The organism is Petropleomorpha daqingensis (assembly GCF_013408985.1).
Taxonomy (GTDB): Bacteria; Actinomycetota; Actinomycetes; order Mycobacteriales; family Geodermatophilaceae; genus Petropleomorpha; species Petropleomorpha daqingensis.
The window spans coordinates 413,442-434,750 of record NZ_JACBZT010000001.1; the positions used below are offsets into that span (position 1 = coordinate 413,442).

17 protein-coding genes are annotated in these 21,309 nt (G+C 73.5%); 9 read left to right on the top strand and 8 right to left on the bottom strand.

Going from position 1 to position 21,309, the window contains the following annotated elements; genetic code table 11:
- Position 1: 1 nt before the first annotated feature.
- From GGQ55_RS02050 to GGQ55_RS02070, 5 genes are all read right to left on the bottom strand, one after another.
- A complete protein-coding gene (locus tag GGQ55_RS02050; RefSeq protein ID WP_179714891.1) occupies positions 2 to 985 on the bottom strand; it encodes an ABC transporter ATP-binding protein in 984 nt (327 codons plus the stop codon).
- Positions 982 to 2,961, bottom strand: coding sequence for a dipeptide/oligopeptide/nickel ABC transporter permease/ATP-binding protein (locus GGQ55_RS02055; protein ID WP_179714892.1), 1,980 nt, complete (start codon positions 2,959 to 2,961; stop codon positions 982 to 984). The genes GGQ55_RS02050 and GGQ55_RS02055 overlap by 4 nt, the downstream gene beginning before the upstream one ends.
- Complete coding sequence (locus GGQ55_RS02060; protein ID WP_218859131.1) at positions 2,961 to 3,944, bottom strand: ABC transporter permease; 984 nt, start codon at positions 3,942 to 3,944, stop codon at positions 2,961 to 2,963. Before GGQ55_RS02060 ends, GGQ55_RS02055 begins: the two co-directional genes overlap by 1 nt.
- 46 nt (positions 3,945 to 3,990) lie before the next feature.
- Positions 3,991 to 5,577: an ABC transporter substrate-binding protein gene (locus tag GGQ55_RS02065; RefSeq protein WP_179714893.1), complete on the bottom strand. Its 1,587-nt coding sequence runs from the start codon at positions 5,575 to 5,577 to the stop codon at positions 3,991 to 3,993.
- A gap of 121 nt (positions 5,578 to 5,698) precedes the next feature.
- Positions 5,699 to 7,087 carry a serine hydrolase domain-containing protein gene (locus tag GGQ55_RS02070; RefSeq protein ID WP_179714894.1) on the bottom strand — a complete coding sequence of 463 codons (1,389 nt, stop codon included), beginning with the start codon at positions 7,085 to 7,087 and terminating at the stop codon, positions 5,699 to 5,701.
- Positions 7,088 to 7,205: 118 nt separating this feature from the next.
- Between GGQ55_RS02070 and GGQ55_RS02075 the strand changes: the two genes are divergently transcribed.
- Positions 7,206 to 10,544 (top strand): serine hydrolase, encoded by a 3,339-nt coding sequence (locus GGQ55_RS02075; RefSeq protein WP_179714895.1) that lies wholly within the window; start codon positions 7,206 to 7,208, stop codon positions 10,542 to 10,544.
- Positions 10,544 to 12,034, top strand: a complete 1,491-nt coding sequence (locus GGQ55_RS02080; protein ID WP_179714896.1) for an amidohydrolase family protein — start codon at positions 10,544 to 10,546, stop codon at positions 12,032 to 12,034. Before GGQ55_RS02075 ends, GGQ55_RS02080 begins: the two co-directional genes overlap by 1 nt.
- A 51-nt stretch (positions 12,035 to 12,085) precedes the next feature.
- Here the strand turns inward: GGQ55_RS02080 and GGQ55_RS02085 are convergent, their stop codons facing one another.
- Both GGQ55_RS02085 and GGQ55_RS02090 read right to left on the bottom strand, forming a co-directional pair.
- On the bottom strand, positions 12,086 to 12,811 hold the full coding sequence (locus tag GGQ55_RS02085; RefSeq protein ID WP_179714897.1) for a hypothetical protein: 726 nt from the start codon (positions 12,809 to 12,811) through the stop codon (positions 12,086 to 12,088).
- Between the two features lie 61 nt (positions 12,812 to 12,872).
- Entirely contained in the window at positions 12,873 to 13,529 is a 657-nt protein-coding gene (locus GGQ55_RS02090) for a GntR family transcriptional regulator (protein WP_179714898.1), read from the bottom strand.
- A gap of 243 nt (positions 13,530 to 13,772) precedes the next feature.
- Between GGQ55_RS02090 and GGQ55_RS02095 the strand changes: the two genes are divergently transcribed.
- The 6 genes from GGQ55_RS02095 to GGQ55_RS02120 are packed head-to-tail and all read left to right on the top strand — an operon-like array spanning position 13,773 to position 19,778.
- The gene (locus GGQ55_RS02095) at positions 13,773 to 15,542 is read left to right on the top strand and encodes a PEP-utilizing enzyme (RefSeq protein ID WP_179714899.1); all 1,770 of its coding nucleotides are present in this window, start codon (positions 13,773 to 13,775) and stop codon (positions 15,540 to 15,542) included.
- A gap of 35 nt (positions 15,543 to 15,577) precedes the next feature.
- Complete coding sequence (locus GGQ55_RS02100) at positions 15,578 to 16,408, top strand: PEP/pyruvate-binding domain-containing protein (RefSeq protein WP_366488555.1); 831 nt, start codon at positions 15,578 to 15,580, stop codon at positions 16,406 to 16,408.
- A gap of 4 nt (positions 16,409 to 16,412) precedes the next feature.
- On the top strand, positions 16,413 to 17,261 hold the full coding sequence (locus GGQ55_RS02105; RefSeq protein ID WP_179714901.1) for a fumarylacetoacetate hydrolase family protein: 849 nt from the start codon (positions 16,413 to 16,415) through the stop codon (positions 17,259 to 17,261).
- A 1-nt stretch (position 17,262) separates the two neighbouring features.
- Positions 17,263 to 17,556, top strand: a complete 294-nt coding sequence (locus tag GGQ55_RS02110) for a putative quinol monooxygenase (protein ID WP_179714902.1) — start codon at positions 17,263 to 17,265, stop codon at positions 17,554 to 17,556.
- Positions 17,549 to 18,964 (top strand): NAD-dependent succinate-semialdehyde dehydrogenase, encoded by a 1,416-nt coding sequence (locus GGQ55_RS02115; protein ID WP_179714903.1) that lies wholly within the window; start codon positions 17,549 to 17,551, stop codon positions 18,962 to 18,964. The genes GGQ55_RS02110 and GGQ55_RS02115 overlap by 8 nt, the downstream gene beginning before the upstream one ends.
- A gap of 34 nt (positions 18,965 to 18,998) precedes the next feature.
- Complete coding sequence (locus GGQ55_RS02120) at positions 18,999 to 19,778, top strand: SDR family NAD(P)-dependent oxidoreductase (RefSeq protein ID WP_179714904.1); 780 nt, start codon at positions 18,999 to 19,001, stop codon at positions 19,776 to 19,778.
- A gap of 4 nt (positions 19,779 to 19,782) precedes the next feature.
- Here GGQ55_RS02120 and GGQ55_RS02125 read toward each other — a convergent pair whose 3' ends face one another.
- Complete coding sequence (locus GGQ55_RS02125) at positions 19,783 to 20,709, bottom strand: intradiol ring-cleavage dioxygenase (protein WP_179714905.1); 927 nt, start codon at positions 20,707 to 20,709, stop codon at positions 19,783 to 19,785.
- Between the two features lie 106 nt (positions 20,710 to 20,815).
- Here GGQ55_RS02125 and GGQ55_RS02130 point away from each other — a divergent pair, with 106 nt between their 5' ends.
- Entirely contained in the window at positions 20,816 to 21,307 is a 492-nt protein-coding gene (locus tag GGQ55_RS02130; RefSeq protein WP_179714906.1) for an FBP domain-containing protein, read from the top strand.
- Positions 21,308 to 21,309: the final 2 nt, after the last annotated feature.

Consider the following 21,309-nt stretch of genomic DNA (forward strand, 5'->3'; position numbering starts at 1 on the left):
GTCAGCTCACCTCCTGCGTGGACCGGACCGGGTCGGGCAGCGGCGGCGCGGCCGGCGGCGCGAAGTGGCAGGCGGCCGCGTGCCGGTGGTCGGTGGTGGGCTCGGCGGTCAGGCAGATCCCGCGGTCGGGGTTCACGAGCGGACCGATCGGGCAGCGCGGGTGGTACCGGCAGCCCGGTGGTGGCGCGTGCGGGTCGGCGGGCTCGGCGGCGGCGACGACGGCCAGGGCCGGGTCGGTGACGGTCGGGCGGGGGGTGTCCGGCAGCGCCGCGAGCAGGTCTCGTGTGTAGGGGTGCTGCGGGTCCCCGAGCACCTGGTCGGCCGGGCCGTGCTCGACGATCCGGCCGAGGTACATGACGGCGATCTCGCTGGCGACGTACCGGACGACGGCCAGGTTGTGCGAGATGAACAGCATCGAGGTGCCGAGCTCGCGCTGCAGCCGCCGGACCAGGTTGAGCACGGTGCCCTGGATGGAGACGTCGAGGGCGGAGGTGATCTCGTCGGCGATGACCACCTCGGGGCGCGCGGCCAGCGCCCGGGCCACGGCGACCCGCTGCCGCTGCCCGCCGGACAGCTGCGACGGGTAGGAGTCCGCCCGCGCCGGGTCGAGCTCGACCAGCTCCAGCAGGCGGGCGACCTCCGCCCGCCGCTGTGCCCGCCGGGTCCCGCGGGGCACGGCCTCGGCGATGCTGTCGCCGATCGTCATCCGCGGGTCCAGCGAGGAGTACGGGTCCTGGAAGACCATCTGCACCGGCCGCGGTCCCGATGCCGGCAGCGGCCGGCCGTCCAGCAGGATCCGGCCGCCGCTGACCGGCGCGAGCCCGACGGCCGCCTTCGCCAGGGTCGACTTGCCCGACCCGGACTCCCCCACCAGCCCGACGACGGCGCCGTCGGGGACGGTCAGGTCCACGCCCTCGACCGCGGTCAGGCCGGTGCGGGCGGTGCCGTAGCGGACGCTCACGCCCTCGAAGCGCAGCTCGCTCATGCCGGCGTCCCCAGCGCGACCCGGCCTGGTTCGTCGGCCGCGATCTCCCCGGCGTGCCAGCAGGCGACCCGCCGGCCGGTGGCGTCGACGGCCAGGTCGGGGTCCTCCTCCAGGCAGCGGGCCGAGGCGAGCGGGCAGCGCGGTGCGTAGGCGCAGCCGACCGGCTGCGCGGCGGGGTCGACCGGCCGGCCGGGGATGACCGGCAGCGGGCGGGACAGGTCGACCGACATGTCCGGCACGGTGGCCAGCAGCGCCCGGGTGTAGGGGTGCCGGGCGCGGGCGAGCTCGCCGGTCGGCAGGTCCTCGACGATCCGCCCCGCGTACATGACCAGCACCCGGTCGCAGACCTCGCGGACGACGGCGACGTCGTGGCTGATGAGCAGCAGCGCGACGTCGTCCTCGCGGCGGATCGCCTCGAGCAGGTCGAGCACCTGGCGCTGCACCGTGACGTCCAGGGCGGTCGTCGGCTCGTCGGCCACGATCAGGGCGGGTGAGCCCATGAGGCCCATGCCGATCATCGCGCGCTGCCGCATGCCGCCGGAGAACTCGTGCGGGTACTGCCGCGCCCGCCGGTCGGCCGCCGGGACCCGGACGGCGCGCAGCCGGTCGACCGCGCGGGCCAGCGCCTCCGACCGGGTCATCCCCTGGTGCTCCTGGGCGACCTCGGCCAGCTGCCGGCCGATCCGGCGGGTCGGGTTGAACGAGGTCATCGGGTCCTGGAACACCATGGCGAACGACGTGCCGAGCAGCTGCCGGTGCGCCCGCTCGGACCCGGTGAGCAGGTCGGTGCCGAGGAACTCCAGCCGGCCGGCGCTCACCCGGCCCGGCTCCTCGATCAGCCGCCCGACCGCCAGCGCGGTCAGCGACTTGCCCGACCCGGACTCGCCGACGACGCCCACGGCCTCGCCCCGGCGGATCGTGAACGTCACGCCGCGCACCGGCCGCACCGGCCCGTCCGGGCCCGGGAAGGTGACCGTGAGGTCCTGCACGTCGAGGACGGCGTCGTCGCTCCCGGCCTCGGGCGAGAGGTCGGTTGCAGGCGCCTGGTCGGCGATCCGGCCCCGCCGGCCGAGCGGCACCCGGCCCAGGCTCGCGGTCAGGCCGATGCCCTTGGCCACGGCCTCGCCGAAGAGGTTGAACGCCAGGCCGGCGATCACGATCGCGACCCCGGGCGCCAGCGCCGCCTCGGGGTGGATGTAGATGCCCGACAGCCCCTCCATGAGCAGCCGGCCCCAGTCGTAGTCCGGCGACTGCACGCCCAGGCCGAGGAACGACAGCCCGGCGAAGGCGAGCAGGGCGCCGCCGGCGCCGATCGTCGCGTTGACCACGAGCGGTTCGGCGACGTTGGGCAGCACGTGCCGCAGCAGGATCCGGAACCGGCCCAGCCCCGCGATGCGGGCGGCGGCGACGTAGTCGCGCTGGGCGACACCGGCGGTGAGCGTCTGGGTGAGCCGCCCGAACGCCGGTGCGCCGGCGAAGCCGATGGCCAGCATCGCGCCGGTCATGCCGACGCCGAAGATGACCGCGAAGAACAGGGCCAGCAGCAGCCCCGGGAACGCGACGGCGATGTTCACCCCGGCGGTCACCAGCCGGCCCCCGCGGCGGCCCATCAGCAGCGGCGCAGTCCCGAGGACCAGGCCGATCACCACGGTGATCGCCGTGGCCGCCAGGGCGAGCTCCACCGACAGGCGGGTGGCCACGAGCACCCGGTAGAAGATGTCCCGGCCCAGGCTGTCGGTGCCCACCCAGTGCTCGGCCGAGGCGCCCTGGAGGGCGTTGTCGGTGTCGATCGCGTTCGCCTCGTCCGACCACAGGATCGGCGCGAGGACGGCGAGCAGCAGCACCGCGGCGAGCAGCAGCCCGGCACCGGCGCCGACCGGGGTGCGCAGCACCGCGCCCCAGCGGGCCCGGGCCCCGGACCGGCGGGGCGGAGCGGCGACCTGGACGAGCGGGTCCCCGACTGTCGAGGCGCTCATCAGCTCTCCCTGATGACGGATCGGGGGTCGAGCAGCGCGAGGGTCACGTCGACCAGCAGGTTCACGACGAGCACGCCGGCGCCGTAGACCAGCACGATGCCCTGCACCACCGGGTAGTCCTTGTCGAGGATCGACGAGACGATCGTGCCGCCGAGCCCGGGCCAGGCGAACACGTTCTCGACCAGGACCGTGCCGGCCACCAGCGCGGACAGCAGCAGCCCGCCGAGGGTGATCGCCGCGGTCAGCGCGCCGGGCAGGGCGTGGCGCAGGTAGACCCGCGCGGCCGGCAGCCGCTTGGCGCGCGCGGTCCGCACGTGGTCGGCCTGCAGCACCGTCAGCATCTCCACCCGCATGATGCGGGCCAGCGCCGCCGCCGGCCCGATCGCCAGGGCGAGCACCGGCAGCACGTAGGACGACGGCCCGCTGCGCCCGGCCACCGGGAACCAGCCGAGCTGGACGGCGAACAGCCACACGAACGCGACGCCGAGCAGGAACTCCGGGATCGCGCCGAGGACGACGCTGGTCGAGGAGAACGTCAGCTCGGCACCGCGCCGCCGGCCGCCCCGGGTGAGCACGCCCATGGCCGCGCCGATCGGGATCGCCAGCAGCAGCGCCACCGCGAAGGACAGGACGGCGAGCTCCAGGGTGGCCGGGAGCCGCTGGCCGATCACCTCCGACACCGGGAGCTGCGACTTCATCGACGTCCCGAGGTCCCCGGTGAACACCCCGCGCAGGTAGTGCAGGTACTGGACCAGCAGCGGGTCGTTCAGGCCGAGGGACTCCCGCCGGGCAGCGACCAGCGCTGCCGGGGCGGTGGGCCCCAGCGCCGCCCGGACGGGGTCCCCCGGGATGAGGTGGATCATCAGGAACGCCGCGGTGATGAGCACCCACAGCGAGACCAGCAGCCGCCCGCCGCGGCGCAGCCCGAAGCGCACCCACGGGTCGTCCAGCCACGCCGCGCGCGTCGCGGTCGCCGTCGTCACGCGTCCCCCTCCGCCGTCGTCGTCCGTTCGATGCTCAGGCCGATGGTCAGCCCGCCGTCATCCGGATGCTCGTCGGCTGCAGGACGTCGTTGACCTCGAAGGTGGCGTTCTTGCCGAAGAACGTGGCCTCCTGGTTGGCGAACGGGAACGCGTCGGCGTCCCGGACGATGGCCGACTCGGCCTTCAGCCAGTCGTCGCAGCCCTCGGCGCCGTTCTTGGTCATCGCCTGCGCGATCCCGGCGTCGTAGTCGGCGTTGGAGATGTGCGCGAAGTTGTTGCCGTCGGGCACGGCCGGCCCGGAGAGGAACGGCACGATCTGGTCGGGGCTGGAGATGTTGACCGGCACCCAGCTGATGTCCCAGTCGCCGGTGCTGAACACCGTCTGGACCACGGCCGTCTCGTCCTGCGGCTTGGTGGTGACGTCGACGCCCAGGTCCTTCCAGGCCTTGTTGACCAGCTCGGCGGCGGCCGAGCCGCCGGTGCCGAGGCCCGTGTCGTAGACGAAGGTCAGCGCCAGGGGCGTGCCGTCCTTGGCCCGGATCCCGTCGGAGCCGGCCTTCCAGCCGGCGTCGTCGAGCGCCTTCTTGGCGGCGTCGAGGTCGTGGCCCGGCAGGGCGTCCTTGACCGAGTTGCCCTGGCAGGCCGAGGGCGACGTGGCGGCGAACTGGGTGCCCGGACCGCCGCGGTTCGACGTGATCACCTTGGCCAGCTGGTCGAGGTCGACCGCCTGGACGAGCGCCGTGCGCACCGCCGGGTCCGCGGTGGGCCGGCCGTCGGCCTGGTTGAACCACTGCTCGCCGAGCACCGCGGTCTGGGTCGCCTTGAACAGCCCCGCCTTGTCCAGGCGCTCGGCGTCCGGGCCGACGATGGAGGAGTAGTTGAGCTCACCGGACAGCAGCAGGTTCGCCGCCGTCGTCTCGTTCTGGATGATCTTGACCGTGATCGTGTCCGGCAGGCCCTTCGTGCTGGTGCTCGCGCCGTCCGGTCCCCAGGTGTAGCCGTCCCGCTTGGTGTACGTGTAGTGGTCGCTGGGGACGGCCTCGGTGAGCTCGTAGGGGCCGGTGCCGGCCGTCTCCTTCGCCAGGGTCGATCGGTCGGCCAGGCCCGACGCGCACACCATCGGCACGCCGGCCAGGCCGTTGAGCACGAACGGCGCCGGTCCGGCGAGGGTCAGCGTCAGCGTCGTGTCGTCGGTCGCGGTGGCCTGCACGCCGGCCGGGACGAACACACCCAGGAACGGGCTCTGGTTGTTCGGGTCGGCGATCCAGGTGAGGTTGGCCGCGGCGTCCTTCGCGGTGAACGGGGAGCCGTCGGCGCAGGTGACGCCGTCGTTGATCGTCAGCGTGACGGTGGTGCCGTCGACCTTCCAGTCCTCGGCCAGCTCCGACACGACCTCGCCCTTGCCGTTCAGGGAGACCAGCGAGTCGTAGGCGAAGTGGCTGAGCTGGAACAGGTTGCTGGCGGCCGACAGCTGCGGGTCGAGGCTGCCGGGGTCGGAGCTCAGCGCCATCGAGAAGTCGCCGCCGTCGACGACCTCACCGCTGCTCCCTCCGCTGTTGCCTCCCCCTCCGCCGCACGCGGTGAGCACGGTCCCGACGACGCAGGCGCCGGCGACGGTCCGGACGAGCCTCATGGTGTGTCCTCTCCTGGAGAGCGGCGGATGGGCAGAAGGCTGCCTGCTCCGGTAGCGGGGGTGTTCGTCCGGCCGGACGAGCCGGGAGTGTGCTTCTCGTCCGTGCGGACGAGCGGACCGGTCAGTCGGAGCTCCGCGGCATGGCGCGGCCGATGTGGAGGTACCGCGCGTGCCCCGCGCCGTCGTCGCCGACGAAGGCGTACGGGATGTGCAGGCCCTGCTGCCCCTCGACGGCGATGAGCGTGGTCTCGCTCAGGCCCACGAGCTCGGTGCGCTGCGCCGTCTCGCCGAGCTCGGCGGCGAGGTCCTTGGGGCGCAGCTCGGCGAAGACGCGGCCGTCGTCGTCCCTGCTGATCGTCACCTCGGCGACCCGGCTGGTGTAGGTGCCCTCGAACGGGGTCGCGTCCACCGGCACCGGGTCGGCGGGGGGAGCCGGCATCGGCCGCAGCTCGACGCCGGCCAGCTCGCGCAGGGCGTGGCCGATCACCGCGTCCGAGAGCCCGTACGGGTTGCCGCCGTTGGTCAGCAGGACGACGGCCACGCCCTTCTCGGGCAGCACGTACAGGAAGGAGGCCTGGCCGATGGTGTTGCCGCCGTGCCCGACGACGGCGGTCCCCAGTCCCTCGTACAGCTCCCAGCCCAGGCCCCAGGCGTCGCCGAGGATGCGCAGGTCGGGGAGCCGGACCTGCCGCTGCTGCATCGCCGCGACGCTGCCGGAGGCGAGGACCTGCGTGCCGTCGGGGGCTCGGCCGCCGTCGAGGTGCAGCCGCGCGAAGGCGAGCAGGTCGTGGGCGGACATGGCCAGCATCGAGCCGGCCGGCGCGTTCGAACGGGCCATCGCCCAGACCGGCGCCGGCACCTGGCCGGCGTCGGGGTCGGGCTGCAGGTGCCCGACGGCGACCCGGTGCAGGATCGCCTCGTACGGGCTCGGCGAGGCGGTCGCCAGGCCGAGCGGGCCGAACAGGTGCTCCCGGAGGCAGTCGTCGTAGGGCCGCTCGCGCAGCACCTCGACCAGCCGGCCGAGCACGCAGTAGCCGGCGTTGTTGTAGGAGAACAGCTCGCCAGGGGGGAACAGCTGCTGCACGTCGCCGAGGGTCGCGACGTACTTCTCGAGCGCGTCGTCGCCGCGCCCGGTGTCGGTGAAGATGTCGCCCTCGAAGCCGGCCGTGTGGCTGAGCAGCTGCCGGACGGTGAGGGCGGCAGCGGCGTCCTCGTCGGCCAGCCGCAGGTCAGGCAGGTACTTGCGCACGGGGGCGTCGAGGTCCACGAGCCCCTCGTCGGCCAGCTGCAGCACCAGCGTGGCGGTCCAGACCTTGGTGATCGACCCGATCTGGAAGACCGAGTCGGTCGTCGCCTCGACGCCGGTCGCCCTGCTCAGCACGCCGGCGGCGGCCTCGACGACGTCCCCACCCGCGCACACGGCCACCGCGGCGGCGGGCACGTCGTGCTCGGCGATCAGCCCGGGCAGCCGCTCGGTGAGCCAGCTGCCGACCTCGTCCAGCTTCGTCATGCGCAGCGACGCTAGGGGCGGCGCGACCGTCGGTGTTGGTGGGAGCGACCAGGGCGGGGGCGCACCGTTCGTCCGGCCGGACGAACCACCCGCGCCGGGCGGGGGGCAGGCTCCGGTCATGGGCCGCCCTCTGGCGATCGACGACCTCGCCGACCTGCAGCTGCCCGGGGAGCCGGCACTGTCCCCCGACGGCCGCCAGGTCGTCTACGTGCTGCGCACCACCGACACCGCGGCCGACGCCGACCTCCGCTCCCTCTGGTCGGTGCGCGCCGACGGGGAGGGCTGGGGCGAGCCGTTCCGCCTGACCCGCGGCAGGGCCGACAGCTCCCCCGCCTTCTCACCGCGCGGCGACCGGATCGCCTTCCTGCGCGGCGGCGACGGCCCGGCGCAGCTGCACCTGCTGCCGCTCGGTGGGGGTGAAGCGGAGCGGGTGACCGAGCTGCCGCTGGGCGCCGGCGCCCCGGTGTGGAGCCCCGCCGGCGACCGGATCGCCTTCACCTCACCGGTCCACCTGGGGGCGCCGGCCGAGCACGCGCCCGTGGTCACCAGCCGGCTCGGGTACAAGGCCGACGGCGCGGGCCTGCTGGGCACCGTCCGCTCGCACGTCCACGTGCTCGACCTCGCCAGTGGCGAGGTGCGGCAGCTGACCGACGGCGACTGGCACGCCGGTCCGCCCGCCTGGTCCCCCGACGGCGCCCGGCTGGCCTTCGCCGCGGGCCTCGACGCCGACGCCGACCTCACCGGGCGCTCGGCGGTGCACGTGGTCGACGCCGCTGGCGGACAGCCCGACCGGGTCGGGCCGGCCGACGGCGTCGCCGGGCCGCTGCTCTGGACCGCCGACGGCACCGCGCTCCTGGTCGCCGGTCAGCGCGCCGTCGAGGTCGGCCACACCGAGCTGCTGCGGGTCCCGCTCGACGGGTCGGCGGTGCACGACCTCGCCGCGCCCCTCGACCGCAACGTCATGCCCGGCGGGCCCGGCTACCCCGGCGGGCTGCCGCAGCTGACCCCGGACGGCGGCTCGGTCGTGTTCTGCGTCCGCGACCGCGGCTGCTCGCACGTCGTCCTCGGCCCGGTCGACGGCTCGCAGCCGCCCCGGCCGCTGGTCGCCGGCGACGACGTCGTCGTCTCGGGCCTGTCGGTGGCTGCCGGTCTCGCGGCGGTGGTGCTCGCCGATCGTGGGACCTACGGCGAGGTCGCCGTCGTCCCGCTCTCCGGCGGGGAGCCCACCCGGCTGACCCGGCACACCGCGACGAGCCTGCCCGACGTCGACCTCGCCCGGCCCGAACCACGCACCTTCCGGATCGCCGACGGGACCGAGGTGCACGGCTGGCTGCTGCGCGACCCGGCCGCGCCGACCCCCGGCCCGCTGCTGCTCGACGTGCACGGCGGGCCGCACAACGCGTGGTCGCCGGCGGCCGACGCCGCGCACCCCTACCACCAGGCGCTGGCCGCCCGCGGCTGGTCGGTGCTGGTGCTCAACGTGCGCGGCAGCGACGGCTACGGCCGTGACTTCTTCACCGCCGCGGTCGGCAACTGGGGCGTCGCCGACGAGCGCGACTTCCTCGACCCGGTCGACGAGCTCGTCGCCGAGGGCATCGCCGACCCCGACCGGCTGGCGCTGACCGGCTACTCGTACGGCGGCTACACGACCTGCTGGCTGACCGGCCGCACCGACCGGTTCGCCGCGGCCATCGCCGGCGGCGTCGTCGCCGACCTGACCAGCATGTGGGGCACCTCCGACCTCGGCGGCCTGCTCGGCGGCCTGGAGTGGCCCGACCCGTTCACCGAGCGCGAGGCGCTCGCCGCGATCAACCCGTGGACCCGCGTGACCGAGGTCCGCACGCCCACCCTGGTGCTGCACGGCGGCGCCGACGAGCGCTGCCCGGCCGGCCAGGCGGAGATGTGGTTCGCCGCGCTGCGCTCCCGCGGCGTGCCGACCGAGCTCGTGCTCTACCCGGGCGGCTCGCACCTGTTCATCCTCGACGGCCGCCCCTCCCACCGGGCGGACTACAGCCGGCGCATCCTCGACTGGACGGAGCAGCACGTGACCCAGACATCCGCACGCCCTCAGCTCGACCGGGCCCACTGGCAGCAGCGCCTGGACGAGCTGGCCGCCAAGCACGGCGTGCCCGGCGCGACGCTGGCGATCCTGCGGCTGGGCTCGGGTCCAGGCGGGGACGACGAGCTGGTCGAGGCGGCCACCGGCGTGCTCAGCAAGAACACCGGCGTCGAGGTCACGACCGACTCCGTCTTCCAGATCGGGTCGATCACCAAGGTCTGGACGGCGACGCTGGTGATGCAGCTCGTCGACGAGGGGAAGCTGTCCCTGGACGCGCCGATCGCCGAGGTGCTGCCGGACCTGCAGCTCGTCGACGCCGACGTCGCCAAGCAGGTGACGATGCGGCACCTGCTGACCCACACCAGCGGCATCGACGGCGACGTCTTCACCGACACCGGCCGGGGGGACGACGTCCTCGAGAAGTACGTCGCCGCGCTGGTCGACGCCCCGCAGAACCACCCGCTGGGTGCCACCTTCTCCTACTGCAACTCCGGCTTCTCGCTGGCCGGCCGGGTGATCGAGGTGGTCACCGGCCAGACCTGGGACGCCGTCCTGCGCGAGCGGATCATCGAGCCGCTGGGCCTGACGCACACCTCGACGCTGCCGGAGGAGGCGATCCTGCACCGCGTCGCCATCGGGCACATCGCGCCGCACCCGGAGGACGACCCGACGCCGACGACCACCTTCCTGCTCCCCCGCTCGCTCGGCCCCGCCGGTCTGATCAACGCGACCGCCCGCGACGTCACCGCCTTCGCGACGCTGCACCTGCGCGACGGCCGCGGCCCGGACGGCACGGCCCTGTTGTCGGAGTCGGCCGTCGCCGACATGCAGTCGCTGCAGACCGACCTGCCGGACAAGTACTCCCTCGGCGACTCGTGGGGGCTGGGCTGGATCCGGTTCGACTGGCACGGCGCCCGGCTCTACGGCCACGACGGGACGACGATCGGGCAGAACGCCTTCCTGCGCGTGCTGCCCGCGGAGAACCTGGCGGTGGCGCTGCTGACCAACGGCGGGCACCCGCGCGACCTGTACGGCGAGCTGTACGGCGAGATCTTCGCCGAGCTCGCCGGGGTGCAGATCTCCGAGCAGCTCGAGCCGCCGGCGCAGGCGCCGGAGGTGGACATCTCCCGCTACGTGGGCACCTACGAGCGCAGCTCGATCACCACCGAGGTGTTCGAGCGCGACGGCGGCCTGGTCATGCGGGTCATCCCGACCGGCCCGATCGCCGAGTCGACCGGCGCGACGGTGGAGGAGATGGAGCTGCACCCGGTGGAGCAGGGCCTGTTCGCCACCCGGCCCGAGGGCATCGAGACCTGGATGGCCGCGGTGTTCTACACGCTGCCCGACGGCAGCGAGTACCTGCACTACGGCGCCCGCGCCAACCCGCGGAAGGCCTGATGCCCTCGGCGGACGTCTGCGACCTCGTCCTGACCGGCGCCCGGGTGATCGACCCGGAGACCGGTCTGGACGAGGTCCGCGCGGTCGGCATCACCGGCGGCACGATCACCGCGGTCGCGCCGGCCGCGCCGCCCGCGCGGGAGACCTGGGACGTCTCGGGCCAGGTGCTCGCCCCGGGCTTCGTCGACCTGCACAGCCACGCGCAGTCGATCCCCGGTCTGCGGCTGCAGGCGCTCGACGGCGTCACCACCGCCCTGGAGCTCGAGGGCGGCGCGCTGCCCGTGGCCGTCGCCTACGCGCGGGCCGAGGCCGAGGGGCGGCCGGTCAACTTCGGCTACTCGGCGTCGTGGACCGACGCGCGCATGCACGTGCTCGACGGCGTCCCCCTGGAGACCGGCGGCGGGCTGGACATGTTCAGCGCGAACCAGCACCTGCCGAACTGGCGCGGACCGGCGTCGTCGGGCGACGTGTCGCGGATCCTCGGCCTGCTGGAGGAGGCGGTCGGCGACGGCGCGCTGGGCATCGGCGTGCTGGTCGGCTACGCGCCGGACAGCGGCCGGGCCGAGTACTTCCGGCTGGCCGCGCTGGCTGCCCGGCTCGGGGTGCCCACGTTCACGCACACCCGCTTCATCTCCACCGAGGAGCCGGGCACCTCGCTGGAGGGCGCGCTGGAGGTCATCGCGGCGGCGGCCGGCACCGGCGCGCACATGCACATGTGCCACGTGAACAGCACGTCGTCCCGGATGATCGACGAGGTCGCCGCGGCGATCGAGCGGGCCCGGCGCACCGGGGTGACGGTGTCGACCGAGGCGTACCCCTACGGCGCGGGGTCCACGGTGATCGGGGCGTCGTTCCTCGCCCCCGAGGTGCTGTACCGCATGGGGCTCACGCCGTCGTCGCTGACCTACCTGGGCACCGGTGAGCGGGTGGCCGACGCCGACCGGCTCGCCGAGCTGCGGGCCACCGACCCCGGCGGCCTGGCGGTCGTGCACTTCTTCGACGAGGACGACGACGCCGACCTCGCCGTCCTGGAGCGCTCGTTCCTGCTGCCCGACACCGCGATCGCGACCGACGCGATGCCGCTGGTCGGTCCGGGCGGCGCGCCGGCGGGCGACGTCTGGCCGATCCCGCCGGACCTGTTCACCCATCCCCGCTCGGCCGGCTCGTACGCGCGCACGCTGCGCTGGCTGGTCCGCGAGCGCGGGGTGCTGACGCTGACCGAGGCGCTGCGCCGCTCGTCGCTGCTGCCGGCGCAGATCCTGGAGGGCGCCGTCCCGGCGATGCGGCGCAAGGGCAGGGTGCAGGTGGGCGCCGACGCCGACCTCGTCGTCTTCGATCCCGCGACGGTCACCGACCGGGCCACCTACACCGCGGTCGCGCCGTCCAGCGGCTTCCGGCACGTGCTCGTCGGCGGCACCCCGGTCGTGCGCGACGGCGAGATCGTGCCCGGGGCGCTCCCCGGCCGCCCCATCCGCGCTTTATCGCGATAAAGCGCGCGTGCTTTATCGCGATAAAGCACGTGGTTAGGCGCGCGAAACCACCTAGAGGGGGAGGCAGAAGGCGTCGGGGTCGTCCGGGCACTGCGTGCCGGTCCGGACGGCGGTCACGTGCAGCTCCCGCTCGACGAGGGTCTGACCGTCCTTGACCCGCAGGTGGTCGATGCGCGCCTGCAGGGTCGGGAACACCTCGGCCCGGCCCTGCGGCGTGGCCGCGGTGACGGCCTGGTCGAGGACGACGTAGCCGGTGACCACGTGCTGCATGCCCTGCTCCCAGAACCTGTCCGAGGTCGGCAGCGGCGGGTAGTCGGTGCAGTAGACGTCGTGCCCGGGGCTGGGCCCGAAGAAGACGCCGACGTCGCCGATGTCGCCCGGCGTGGCCGCGCCCGGCGTCACAGTGAGGTGCGCGGCCAGCCCCCAGTAGTCCCCGGGGTTCCCGCTGAGCGAGAAGTTCACCGCCACGTACTGCAGCGACGGCCCGCTGACCGGGCAGCCGTCGCTGAACTCGGGGAACGGCGGGACCAGGCCGGTCCGCACCGGGTCGACGGTGACGTCCAGGTGCAGGCCACCGGGGCCACCGCCGGTGAGGTCGGTCGAGACGATCGTCACCGGCCCGGGAGGAGCGGTCGTCGGGGCGGCAGTGACGGGCGCGGCGCTCGACGGCTGCGTCGTCTGCTCCTCCGGGTGGGCCATCGCGTCGACGAACCCGCAGCCCGCGGCGGTGAGGACGACGGCCAGCAGCGCGACGACAGCACGAACCCCGCGGATCACGGGGCGGAGAATGCCACTCCGGAACGGTTCCGCGCCGCAACCCCTACCCGGACGTGTGACGTCAGGGACGCGACAGGTGACTGATCACCGAGGCGCCGAAGAACTCGATGTGCGCGCGCATCTCCTTGCCGGCCAGCTCGGGGTCGCGGTACTGCACCGCCTGCAGCACCGGGCGGTGCAGCTCGGCGATGGCGTGCAGGTCGGAGTGGCTCTTCAGGGCGCTGACCAGGCTGCGCGCCTCGACCCGGAGCGACCGCCAGACGTCGAGCAGCACGTCGTTGCCCGAGGCCTCGACGATGATCTCGTGGAAGCGGGTGTCGGAGACCATCAGCGCGTGCAGGTCGCCGTCGTCGGCCGCCCGGCGCATCGCGGCGAGCTCCTCACCGAGCGCGGCGAGCTGCTCCTCGCTGATGCGGGCGGCCGCCTCCCGGCCGGCGACCTCCTCGAGCGCGGCACGCACGGGGTAGATCTGGATCAGCTCGTCGGTGGTCACCTCGCGCACCCGGGCACCGCGGTGCGGCTGCGACTCGACGAAGCGCATCGCCTCGAGGTCGCGCAGCGCCTCGCGCACCGGGGCCTGGCTGACCCCGAACTCGGCGGCGACGGCGCTCTCGACGATGCGCTCCCCCGGCCCGTAGGTTCCGTCGAGGATCCGCTCGACGATGCGCTCCTTGATGGCGTCACGCAGGAGACCGGTGCGCTGTGGCAGCTTCGCCATGCGCCCCCCTCTCATCGATAGACCCATCCGAGACAGGCCGGTTATCGATAGTTAGCGGTCCGAGGCGCCGTCGTGTCAAGAAGCGATCGCCGAACGCCAGGCTGCGACGCGGGTCACGGCAAAGGGTTGACGCGCGTCACACCACATGCTTGATTATCGATTGTTCGCCGCCGAGCCGCTCCGTGCGCCCGCGGCGGACGCCTTCCGCCGGTACGGCACACCACGACTCACGACGGAGTGGGCATGAGCGACGAGAGCAAGGTCCTCGCGACCTTCCACGGGGACGACGAGTTCCCGGTGCAGTGGGATGAGGGCCAGAAGGAGCTCTTCTGGGTCCACGACGACCTGCACATCCCCAACCCCGTCTCCCCCATGTACGCCGACATCGGCGGCTGGTGGCTGAAGTGCGACTACATGTTCCGCCGGTTCGGGACGCCGTTCGCCGCCGACTGGATCTCCAAGATCGTCAACGGCTACGTCTACACCGCGGCCATCCCGGCGACCCCGGGCCTGTCCGCCGAGGCCTCCGAGTACGGCAGCCGGTACACCCCGCGCGTGCCGCTGGACCCGCAGGACCCGGGTGAGCTCGGCGCCTACATGGGCTGGACGCTCCCCTACTACGCGGAGAACTTCCTCGTCTGGTGGCGCGACCGGCTGCGCCCCGAGATGGAGCACAACTTCGTCCGCTTCGACGAGTACGACTACGACGGCGCCAGCCTGGTGGAGCTCGCGATCCTGCTCGAGGACGCGATCGACATGCACGACCGGCACTGGCAGATCCATTGGGTGCTCAACTTCGCCCAGTTCTCCTCGACCCTGGCGCTCAACGCAGCCGTCGCCGCGGCTAAGGGCGAGGGCGACCACTCCGCGCTCATGGGCCGGCTGCAGAGCTCGACGGTCAACCGCAACTGGGACTCCATCGAGGAGCTCTGGAAGATCAAGGAGTGGGTGAAGAAGGAGCAGGGCGAGGTCGCCCGCGCCTTCGAGAAGGCCACCGCCGGCGACGTGCTGCGCGCCCTGTCGGGCACCGACGCCGGCCGCGCGTTCGTCGCCGAGCACATCGAGCCGTACCAGAAGACCTTCGGCTTCAAGTCGATGTACGCCCACGAGTTCTCGTTCCGCACCTGGCGCGAGGACCCGACCCCGATCGTCGAGGCCGTCCGCGGCTACCTCGAGACCGACTACGACTACCCCGCCGAGCTGCAGGCCGTCGCCGACGACCTGGAGAAGGCCAAGGCCGAGGCGTTCGAGGGCGTCGAGGCGGGCCCCGCCCGCGACGAGCTGGAGCGGGCGCTCGAGCTGTCGCTGCGGATGAACCCGCTGACGCCGGACCACCACTTCTACATCGACCAGGGCACCAACGCCCGCGTGCGGCTGGTGCTCGTCGCGATCGGCCGCACGCTCGTCGAGGAGGACCGGCTCGACGACGCCGAGGACGTCATGTACCTCAAGTACAACGAGCTGCGCCGCCTCATGGCCGGCAGCAACTCGTTCGACGCCAAGGAGCTCGTCGGCGACCGCCGCGACGCCCGCGAGGACGCCTACGAGGTGCGCCCCCGCGACTGGATCGGCACCGCCACCGAGGCCTCGGTCGGCTTCCCCTACTGGTCGCTGTGGGCCTTCCCGGAGAAGCTCAACCGGCCGGCGCCGAGCCACGAGGGCGAGATCCCGGGCCTGCCCGCCTCGGCCGGCGTGGTCGAGGGCACCGCCCGCGTCGTCCTCTCCCAGGAGCAGTTCGGCGAGGTCCAGGAGGGCGAGATCGTCGTCTGCCGGATGACCAGCCCCTCCTGGGTCGTGCTGTTCACCAAGATCTCCGGCCTGGTCACCGACGCCGGTGGCATGGCCTCGCACCCGGCCGTCGTCTCCCGCGAGTTCGGCATCCCGGCCGTCGTCGGCACCTCCGACGCGACCCGCAAGATCAAGACCGGGGACCGGGTCCGGGTCAACGGCTCCACCGGCCGCGTCGAGCTCGTCGGCGACGTCCGGACGACGCCCGCCGCGAGCTCCCTGTGACCACCACCCTGCCTGCCCCGATCGAGGAGACCCCTGTGCCGACGGACGCTCCGCTGGTGCTGCCGTTCACCGACCCCCGCTGCCAGCAGGTCGAGCTGACCGGCGGCAAGGGGGCCAGCCTGGCCACCATGACCGCCGAGGGCCTGCCGGTCCCGCCCGGCTTCGTCATCACCTCCGCCGCGTTCGCCGCGGCGGTCGACGAGGAGGCGCTGCGGGAGGCGATGCGCCGCAAGGACGTCGAGGCCGCCCGCGCGCTCGTCGCCGCCGCGCAGCCGCCGACCGAGCTCATCGAGCAGGCCTTCGCGGAGCTCACCGGCCTCGTCGCCGTCCGCTCGTCGGCCTGCGCGGAGGACTCGGAGGGCGCCAGCTACGCCGGTCAGCAGGAGACCTTCCTCAACACCGAGGGCCTCGAGGCCGTGCTGCACAACGTCGTGGAGTGCTGGCTGTCCTTCTTCACCGACCGGGCCGTGTTCTACCGGCAGGAGAAGGGCTCGCTGGAGGACGTCGCGATGGCCGTCGTCGTCCAGCAGATGATCGACAGCCAGAAGTCCGGCGTGATGTTCACCGTCGACCCGGTGCACGGCCGCAAGGACCGCATGGTCGTCGAGGCCGCCCGCGGTCTGGGCGAGGCCGTCGTCTCCGGCGAGACCACCCCGGACAACTACACGCTGTCGCGCGACGGCGTGGTGAAGAAGTCGAAGGTGGTCGACGCCGAGCGCGTGCTCACCGACGACGAGTGCGTCGCGCTGGCGCAGATGGGCCAGAAGCTGGCCGGCCTGCACGGCATCCCGCAGGACATCGAGTGGGCGTTCGACGCCGCCGGTGACCTGTACCTGCTGCAGTCGCGGCCGATCACCACCATCTGACCCGTTGAAGTTCGTCACCTACGCCTCGCCGGCCGGCCCACCCCGCGTGGGCCGGCTGGACGGCGAGACCGTCCTGGACGTCGGCTTCGACGGCGACATGATCGCCTTCATCGAGGCCGGCGCGCCGATCGGCGCCGAGCGGGCCGTGCCGGACGCCCGGCTGCTCGCGCCGCTGGTGCCCCGCTCGTTCCGCGACTTCCTCGCCTTCGAGGGGCACCTGACGAACGCCTACAAGAACCTCGGCCGCGACGTCCCGGCGGAGTGGTACGAGGTGCCCGTCTACTACCGCAGCATGGGGACGACGGTCACCGGGCCCGACACCGTGCTGCCCTGGCCGTCCTACACCCGCCAGCTCGACCACGAGCTGGAGCTGGCCGTCGTCATCGGCCGGGCCGCCCGGGACGTGCGCGCCGAGGACTGGCTCGACGTCGTCTTCGGCTTCACGATCTGGAACGACATGTCCGCCCGTGACGTGCAGCGCCGCGAGCTCCCGGTGGGCATGGGACCGGCCAAGGCCAAGGAGTGGGACGGCTCCAACGTGCTCGGCCCGTGCCTGGTCACCCCCGACGAGATCGACCTCGAGACCCTGGAGCTCGAGGTGCGGGTCAACGGCGAGCGCTGGGGCGGCGACCGCGTCTCGGCCATGCACCACACCTTCGGCGACCTCATCGCCTACGCGTCCCAGGACCAGACCCTGCTGCCCGGTGAGGTGCTCGGCTCGGGCACCGCGACCGGCGGCTCCGGGCTCGAGCTGGACCGCTGGCTCCGGCCCGGGGACCTCATCGAGATGGAGGCCGGCCCGATCGGCGTCCTCCGCAACACCGTCGGACAACCCAACCGCAAGGAGAACTGACATGGCGTTCGTCGTCGCTGCCACCTGGAAGGCCAAGCCCGGGGAGGCCGAGCGGGTCACCGAGGTGATCAGGAAGATGACGCCGCTGTCCCGCGCCGAGGAGGGCAACGTCTTCTACCAGGCCCAGGTCAACCCGGAGGACCCGGAGACCTTCTTCCTCTATGAGCAGTACACCGACGCGCAGGCCTACGAGGACCACAAGAACACGCCGCACTTCCAGGAGAACGTGTTCGGCTACATCCTCGAGTACCTGGCCGAGCGCAGCGTGAAGACCTACGAAACGATCGATGCCTGAGGTCACCACCGTCGACCCGGCCACGGGTGAGGTGCTGGCCACCTACCCGGGGTCGGACGTCGACGGCGTCCTGTCGGTGCTCACCGCGGTGTCCGACGCGCAGCCCGCGTGGGCGGCCCGGCCGGTCGAGGAGCGGGCCGAGCTGGTCCGCGCGATCGGCGCGCAGCTGCGCACGCAGGCCGCCGACCTCGCCGCCCTGATGACGGCGGAGATGGGCAAGCCGATCGGCGAGGCGCGGGCCGAGGTCGAGAAGTCGGCGACCGCGTGCGACTACTACGCCGAGCACGGCACGGCGTTCCTCGCGCCGCGGTCGGTGGACACCGGCCCGAACCAGCGCAGCTGGGTGGCGCACGAGCCGATCGGCGTCGTGCTGGCCGTCATGCCGTGGAACTTCCCGTACTGGCAGGTGCTGCGCTTCGCCGCGCCGACCCTGCTGGCCGGCAACACCGCGATCCTCAAGCACTCCCCCAACGTCACCGGCTGCGCGCTGGCGATCGAGCAGGTGTTCCGGGACGCCGGCCTGCCCGACGACGTCTTCCGCAGCGTCGTCGTCGCCGAGGCCGACGTGCCCGAGGTCAGCCGCGCGCTCATCGAGGACGACCGGGTCGCCGCGGTCAGCCTCACCGGCAGCGAGCGGGCCGGCGCATCGGTCGCCGAGGCCGCCGGGCGGGTGATCAAGAAGAGCCTGCTCGAGCTCGGCGGCTCCGACCCGTTCGTCGTCCTGGCCGACGCCGACCTCGACCTGGCCGTGGCCGGCGCGGTGAAGAGCCGGTTCATCAACTCCGGGCAGAGCTGCCTGGCCGCCAAGCGGTTCGTCGTGCACACGTCGGTGGCCGCCGAGTTCGGCCGGCGCTTCGCCGAGACCGTGGCCGGCCTGCGGGTCGGCGACCCGCGCGACGAGGCGACGGTGATCGGACCGCTGGCCCGCGCCGACCTGCGCGAGGGGCTGACCCGGCAGGTGGCCGGCTCGGTCGCCGCGGGCGCCACCGTGCTCACCGGCGGGGCTGCCCTGGAGGGCCCGGGTGCCTTCTTCGCGCCGACGGTGCTCGCCGGGGTCACCCTCGACATGCCGGTGATGGCCGAGGAGACCTTCGGCCCGGTCGCCGCGGTGGTCGAGGTGGCCGACGACGACGAGGCGGTGCGGGTCGCCAACGCCACCCGGTACGGCCTGGGCGCCAGCGTCTGGAGCACCGACCCGGAGCACGCGCTGGCGGTGGGCCGGCGGATCACGTCGGGCGCGCTGTTCGTCAACGCCGTCGTCGCCTCCGACCCGCGGCTGCCCTTCGGCGGCACGAAGCGCAGCGGCTACGGCCGCGAGCTCGGCGAGGCCGGCGCGCTGGAGTTCACCAACGCGCGCACCTACGTCGTCGGGAGCGGGAGCCTGCCGGCGGGACCGGCCACCGAGTAGGAACAGCCGCCCCGCCGGGCGCCTTGCCCCCGGCATGCAGATCGACCTCAGCGGCCGTCGCGCCGTCGTCACGGGTTCCTCGCAGGGCATCGGCCTGGCCATCGCGACCGGCCTGGCCCGCGCCGGCGCCGCCGTCGTCCTGACCGGTCGGGACGCGGCGGCGCTGGACGCGGCCGCGGGCGGCGTCGACGGTGACGTGACCACCGTGGCCGGCGACCTGGCCACCGACGAGGGGACGGCGGCCCTGCTGGACGCCGTCCCGCAGGTCGACGTCCTGGTCAACAACCTCGGCATCTTCGGCGCCCGCCCCGCGCTGGAGATCTCCGACGACGAGTGGCGGCGGTACTTCGAGGTCAACGTGCTGACCGCCGTGCGGCTGACCCGCTCCTACCTGCCCGGCATGCGGGAGCGCGGCTGGGGCCGCGTGCAGTACCTCGCCAGTGACTCGGCCGTGGCCATCCCGGCCGAGATGATCCACTACGGCATGACGAAGACGGCGCTGCTCGCCGTCTCCCGCGGCTTCGCCAAGGAGGCAGCGGGCTCCGGCGTCACCGTCAACTCCGTGATCGCCGGGCCGACGCACACCGGTGGGGTCGAGGAGTTCGTCCGCTCGCTCGTCGGGGACGACCTGCCCTGGGACGACGCCCAGCGCGAGTTCATGCGCCGGCACCGCCCGCAGTCGCTGCTGCAGCGGCTCATCGAGCCCGAGGAGATCGCCCACCTGTGCGTCTACCTCGCCTCCCCGCTGGCCTCGGCGACCACCGGCGGCGCCCTGCGCGTCGACGGCGGGTACGTGGACGCGATCCTGCCGTGACCCGTCAGCGGCTGGGCGGGGCTCCCCCGCCCGGCCCGCCGCCCATCGAGCCGCCGGTCGGCGTGGTCCTGGTGTCCACGGCCGCGGTGAGCGCGACGGTGTAGCCGCTGCTCGTGTCGCCGGTGACGGTCGGGATCTGGGTGACGCCGCCGTCGTCGCCGAAGACGTTGTCGGTGGTCAGGCTGACCTTGGCGAGGTTGGTCTTCGACTGCTCGTAGCCGCTGGTGGCGTAGACGGTCGAGCAGACGTCCTGCGGCAGCGCGACCTGCGAGGTGGCGATCGCCTTGGTCGAGTCGGTGATGCCGGCCTGGTCGGGGTAGACCTCGAAGTGGATGTGCGGCCAGCGGCCGTCGTAGCAGGCCGGGTAGATGCTGGTGAAGGTCACCCTGCCGTTCGCGTCGGCGATCTGGACGCCGCGCAGGTAGTTCTCGTCCTCCAGCCCCGAGGCGTACATCGAGTACCGGCCGTCGCGGTCGCAGTGCCAGACGTAGACCGCGACGCCCTCGAACGGGACGCCGCCGTCGGCCAGGTCGGTGACGGTCAGCTCCAGCGTCATCGGCACGCCCTCGGCGGTGGCGCTGCCGGTGCCGAAGCCGGAGCGGATGTCGCTGCGGACGACGCCGCTCTGCGACAGGACGTCGGGGCCGTTGGAGCCGTCGCCCGGGTAGGGGCCGGCGGTCTCGTCGGGGATCTCGGTGGTCGCGGCGGTCGTCGTCCCGGACGAGCTCGAGCGCGCGGCCGTCGACGTCGAGGCGCTCGCTCCGCACGCGGCGAGGCCCAGCCCTGCGGCGCCGAGGCCGAGGACGCCGAGCAACCGGCGACGGCTCATCAGCGTGCCGATGTCGAAGGCCAGGCCCTGGTCGACGAGCTCCTCGTCGGGGCGGGGCAGCGGTCGGCCCTGGTAGGTGGGTCGGTCGTCGGGGTGCGGCATGGCTCCCACGGTGGCGGGGCCGCGCAGCCACCGACTGTGCCGCAGATGTGGATCGGCTGGAAACTCGGGTGCTCCGAAGGGCGACCGCCACGCAGAATGGCTCCTCGTGCGTGCGCTCACCGAACAGCAGATCCGGCGGTCCTTCCTCAACTGCTCCCGCGGGGAGGCGAACGCCGCCGTCCTGCCCCGGGACTTCGCCGTCCTCGACTGGCCGGACCTGGAGCTGCTCGGCTGGCGCGACCCGAAGGCGCCGCTGCGCGGCTACCTGGTGGTCGAGGTGGACGACGAACCGGTGGGGATCGCGCTGCGCGCCGCCGAGAGCCGGATGTCGAGCCGGACGGCGGCCATGTGCCTGCTCTGCCAGACCCCGCGGACCGGGGACGGCGTCTCGCTGTTCACCGCGAAGCGCGCGGGCGAAGCAGGGCGCAACGGCAACACGGTCGGCACCTACATCTGCGCCGACCTGGGCTGCGCGCAGCGGGTGCGCACCGACATCCCGCCGTGGCTGCGCGAGCGCGACCCGGACGAGGTGGTCGCCGAGCGGTCGGCCGAGCTGCGGCAGAAGGTGCTCGGCTTCGTCGGGTCCGTCCGCCGCTGACG

What these genes read in the sequence shown, in the direction of transcription:
- GGQ55_RS02115 (WP_179714903.1), top strand. Translation starts at nt 17,549, where the DNA reads ATGCCTGAGGTCACCACCGTCGACCCGGCCACGGGTGAGGTGCTGGCC.
- GGQ55_RS02065 (WP_179714893.1), bottom strand. Translation starts at nt 5,577, where the DNA reads ATGAGGCTCGTCCGGACCGTCGCCGGCGCCTGCGTCGTCGGGACCGTG.
- GGQ55_RS02080 (WP_179714896.1), top strand. Translation starts at nt 10,544, where the DNA reads ATGCCCTCGGCGGACGTCTGCGACCTCGTCCTGACCGGCGCCCGGGTG.
- GGQ55_RS02120 (WP_179714904.1), top strand. Translation starts at nt 18,999, where the DNA reads ATGCAGATCGACCTCAGCGGCCGTCGCGCCGTCGTCACGGGTTCCTCG.
- GGQ55_RS02070 (WP_179714894.1), bottom strand. Translation starts at nt 7,087, where the DNA reads ATGACGAAGCTGGACGAGGTCGGCAGCTGGCTCACCGAGCGGCTGCCC.
- GGQ55_RS02110 (WP_179714902.1), top strand. Translation starts at nt 17,263, where the DNA reads ATGGCGTTCGTCGTCGCTGCCACCTGGAAGGCCAAGCCCGGGGAGGCC.
- GGQ55_RS02095 (WP_179714899.1), top strand. Translation starts at nt 13,773, where the DNA reads ATGAGCGACGAGAGCAAGGTCCTCGCGACCTTCCACGGGGACGACGAG.
- GGQ55_RS02125 (WP_179714905.1), bottom strand. Translation starts at nt 20,709, where the DNA reads ATGCCGCACCCCGACGACCGACCCACCTACCAGGGCCGACCGCTGCCC.
- GGQ55_RS02055 (WP_179714892.1), bottom strand. Translation starts at nt 2,961, where the DNA reads ATGAGCGCCTCGACAGTCGGGGACCCGCTCGTCCAGGTCGCCGCTCCG.
- GGQ55_RS02050 (WP_179714891.1), bottom strand. Translation starts at nt 985, where the DNA reads ATGAGCGAGCTGCGCTTCGAGGGCGTGAGCGTCCGCTACGGCACCGCC.
- GGQ55_RS02090 (WP_179714898.1), bottom strand. Translation starts at nt 13,529, where the DNA reads ATGGCGAAGCTGCCACAGCGCACCGGTCTCCTGCGTGACGCCATCAAG.
- GGQ55_RS02075 (WP_179714895.1), top strand. Translation starts at nt 7,206, where the DNA reads ATGGGCCGCCCTCTGGCGATCGACGACCTCGCCGACCTGCAGCTGCCC.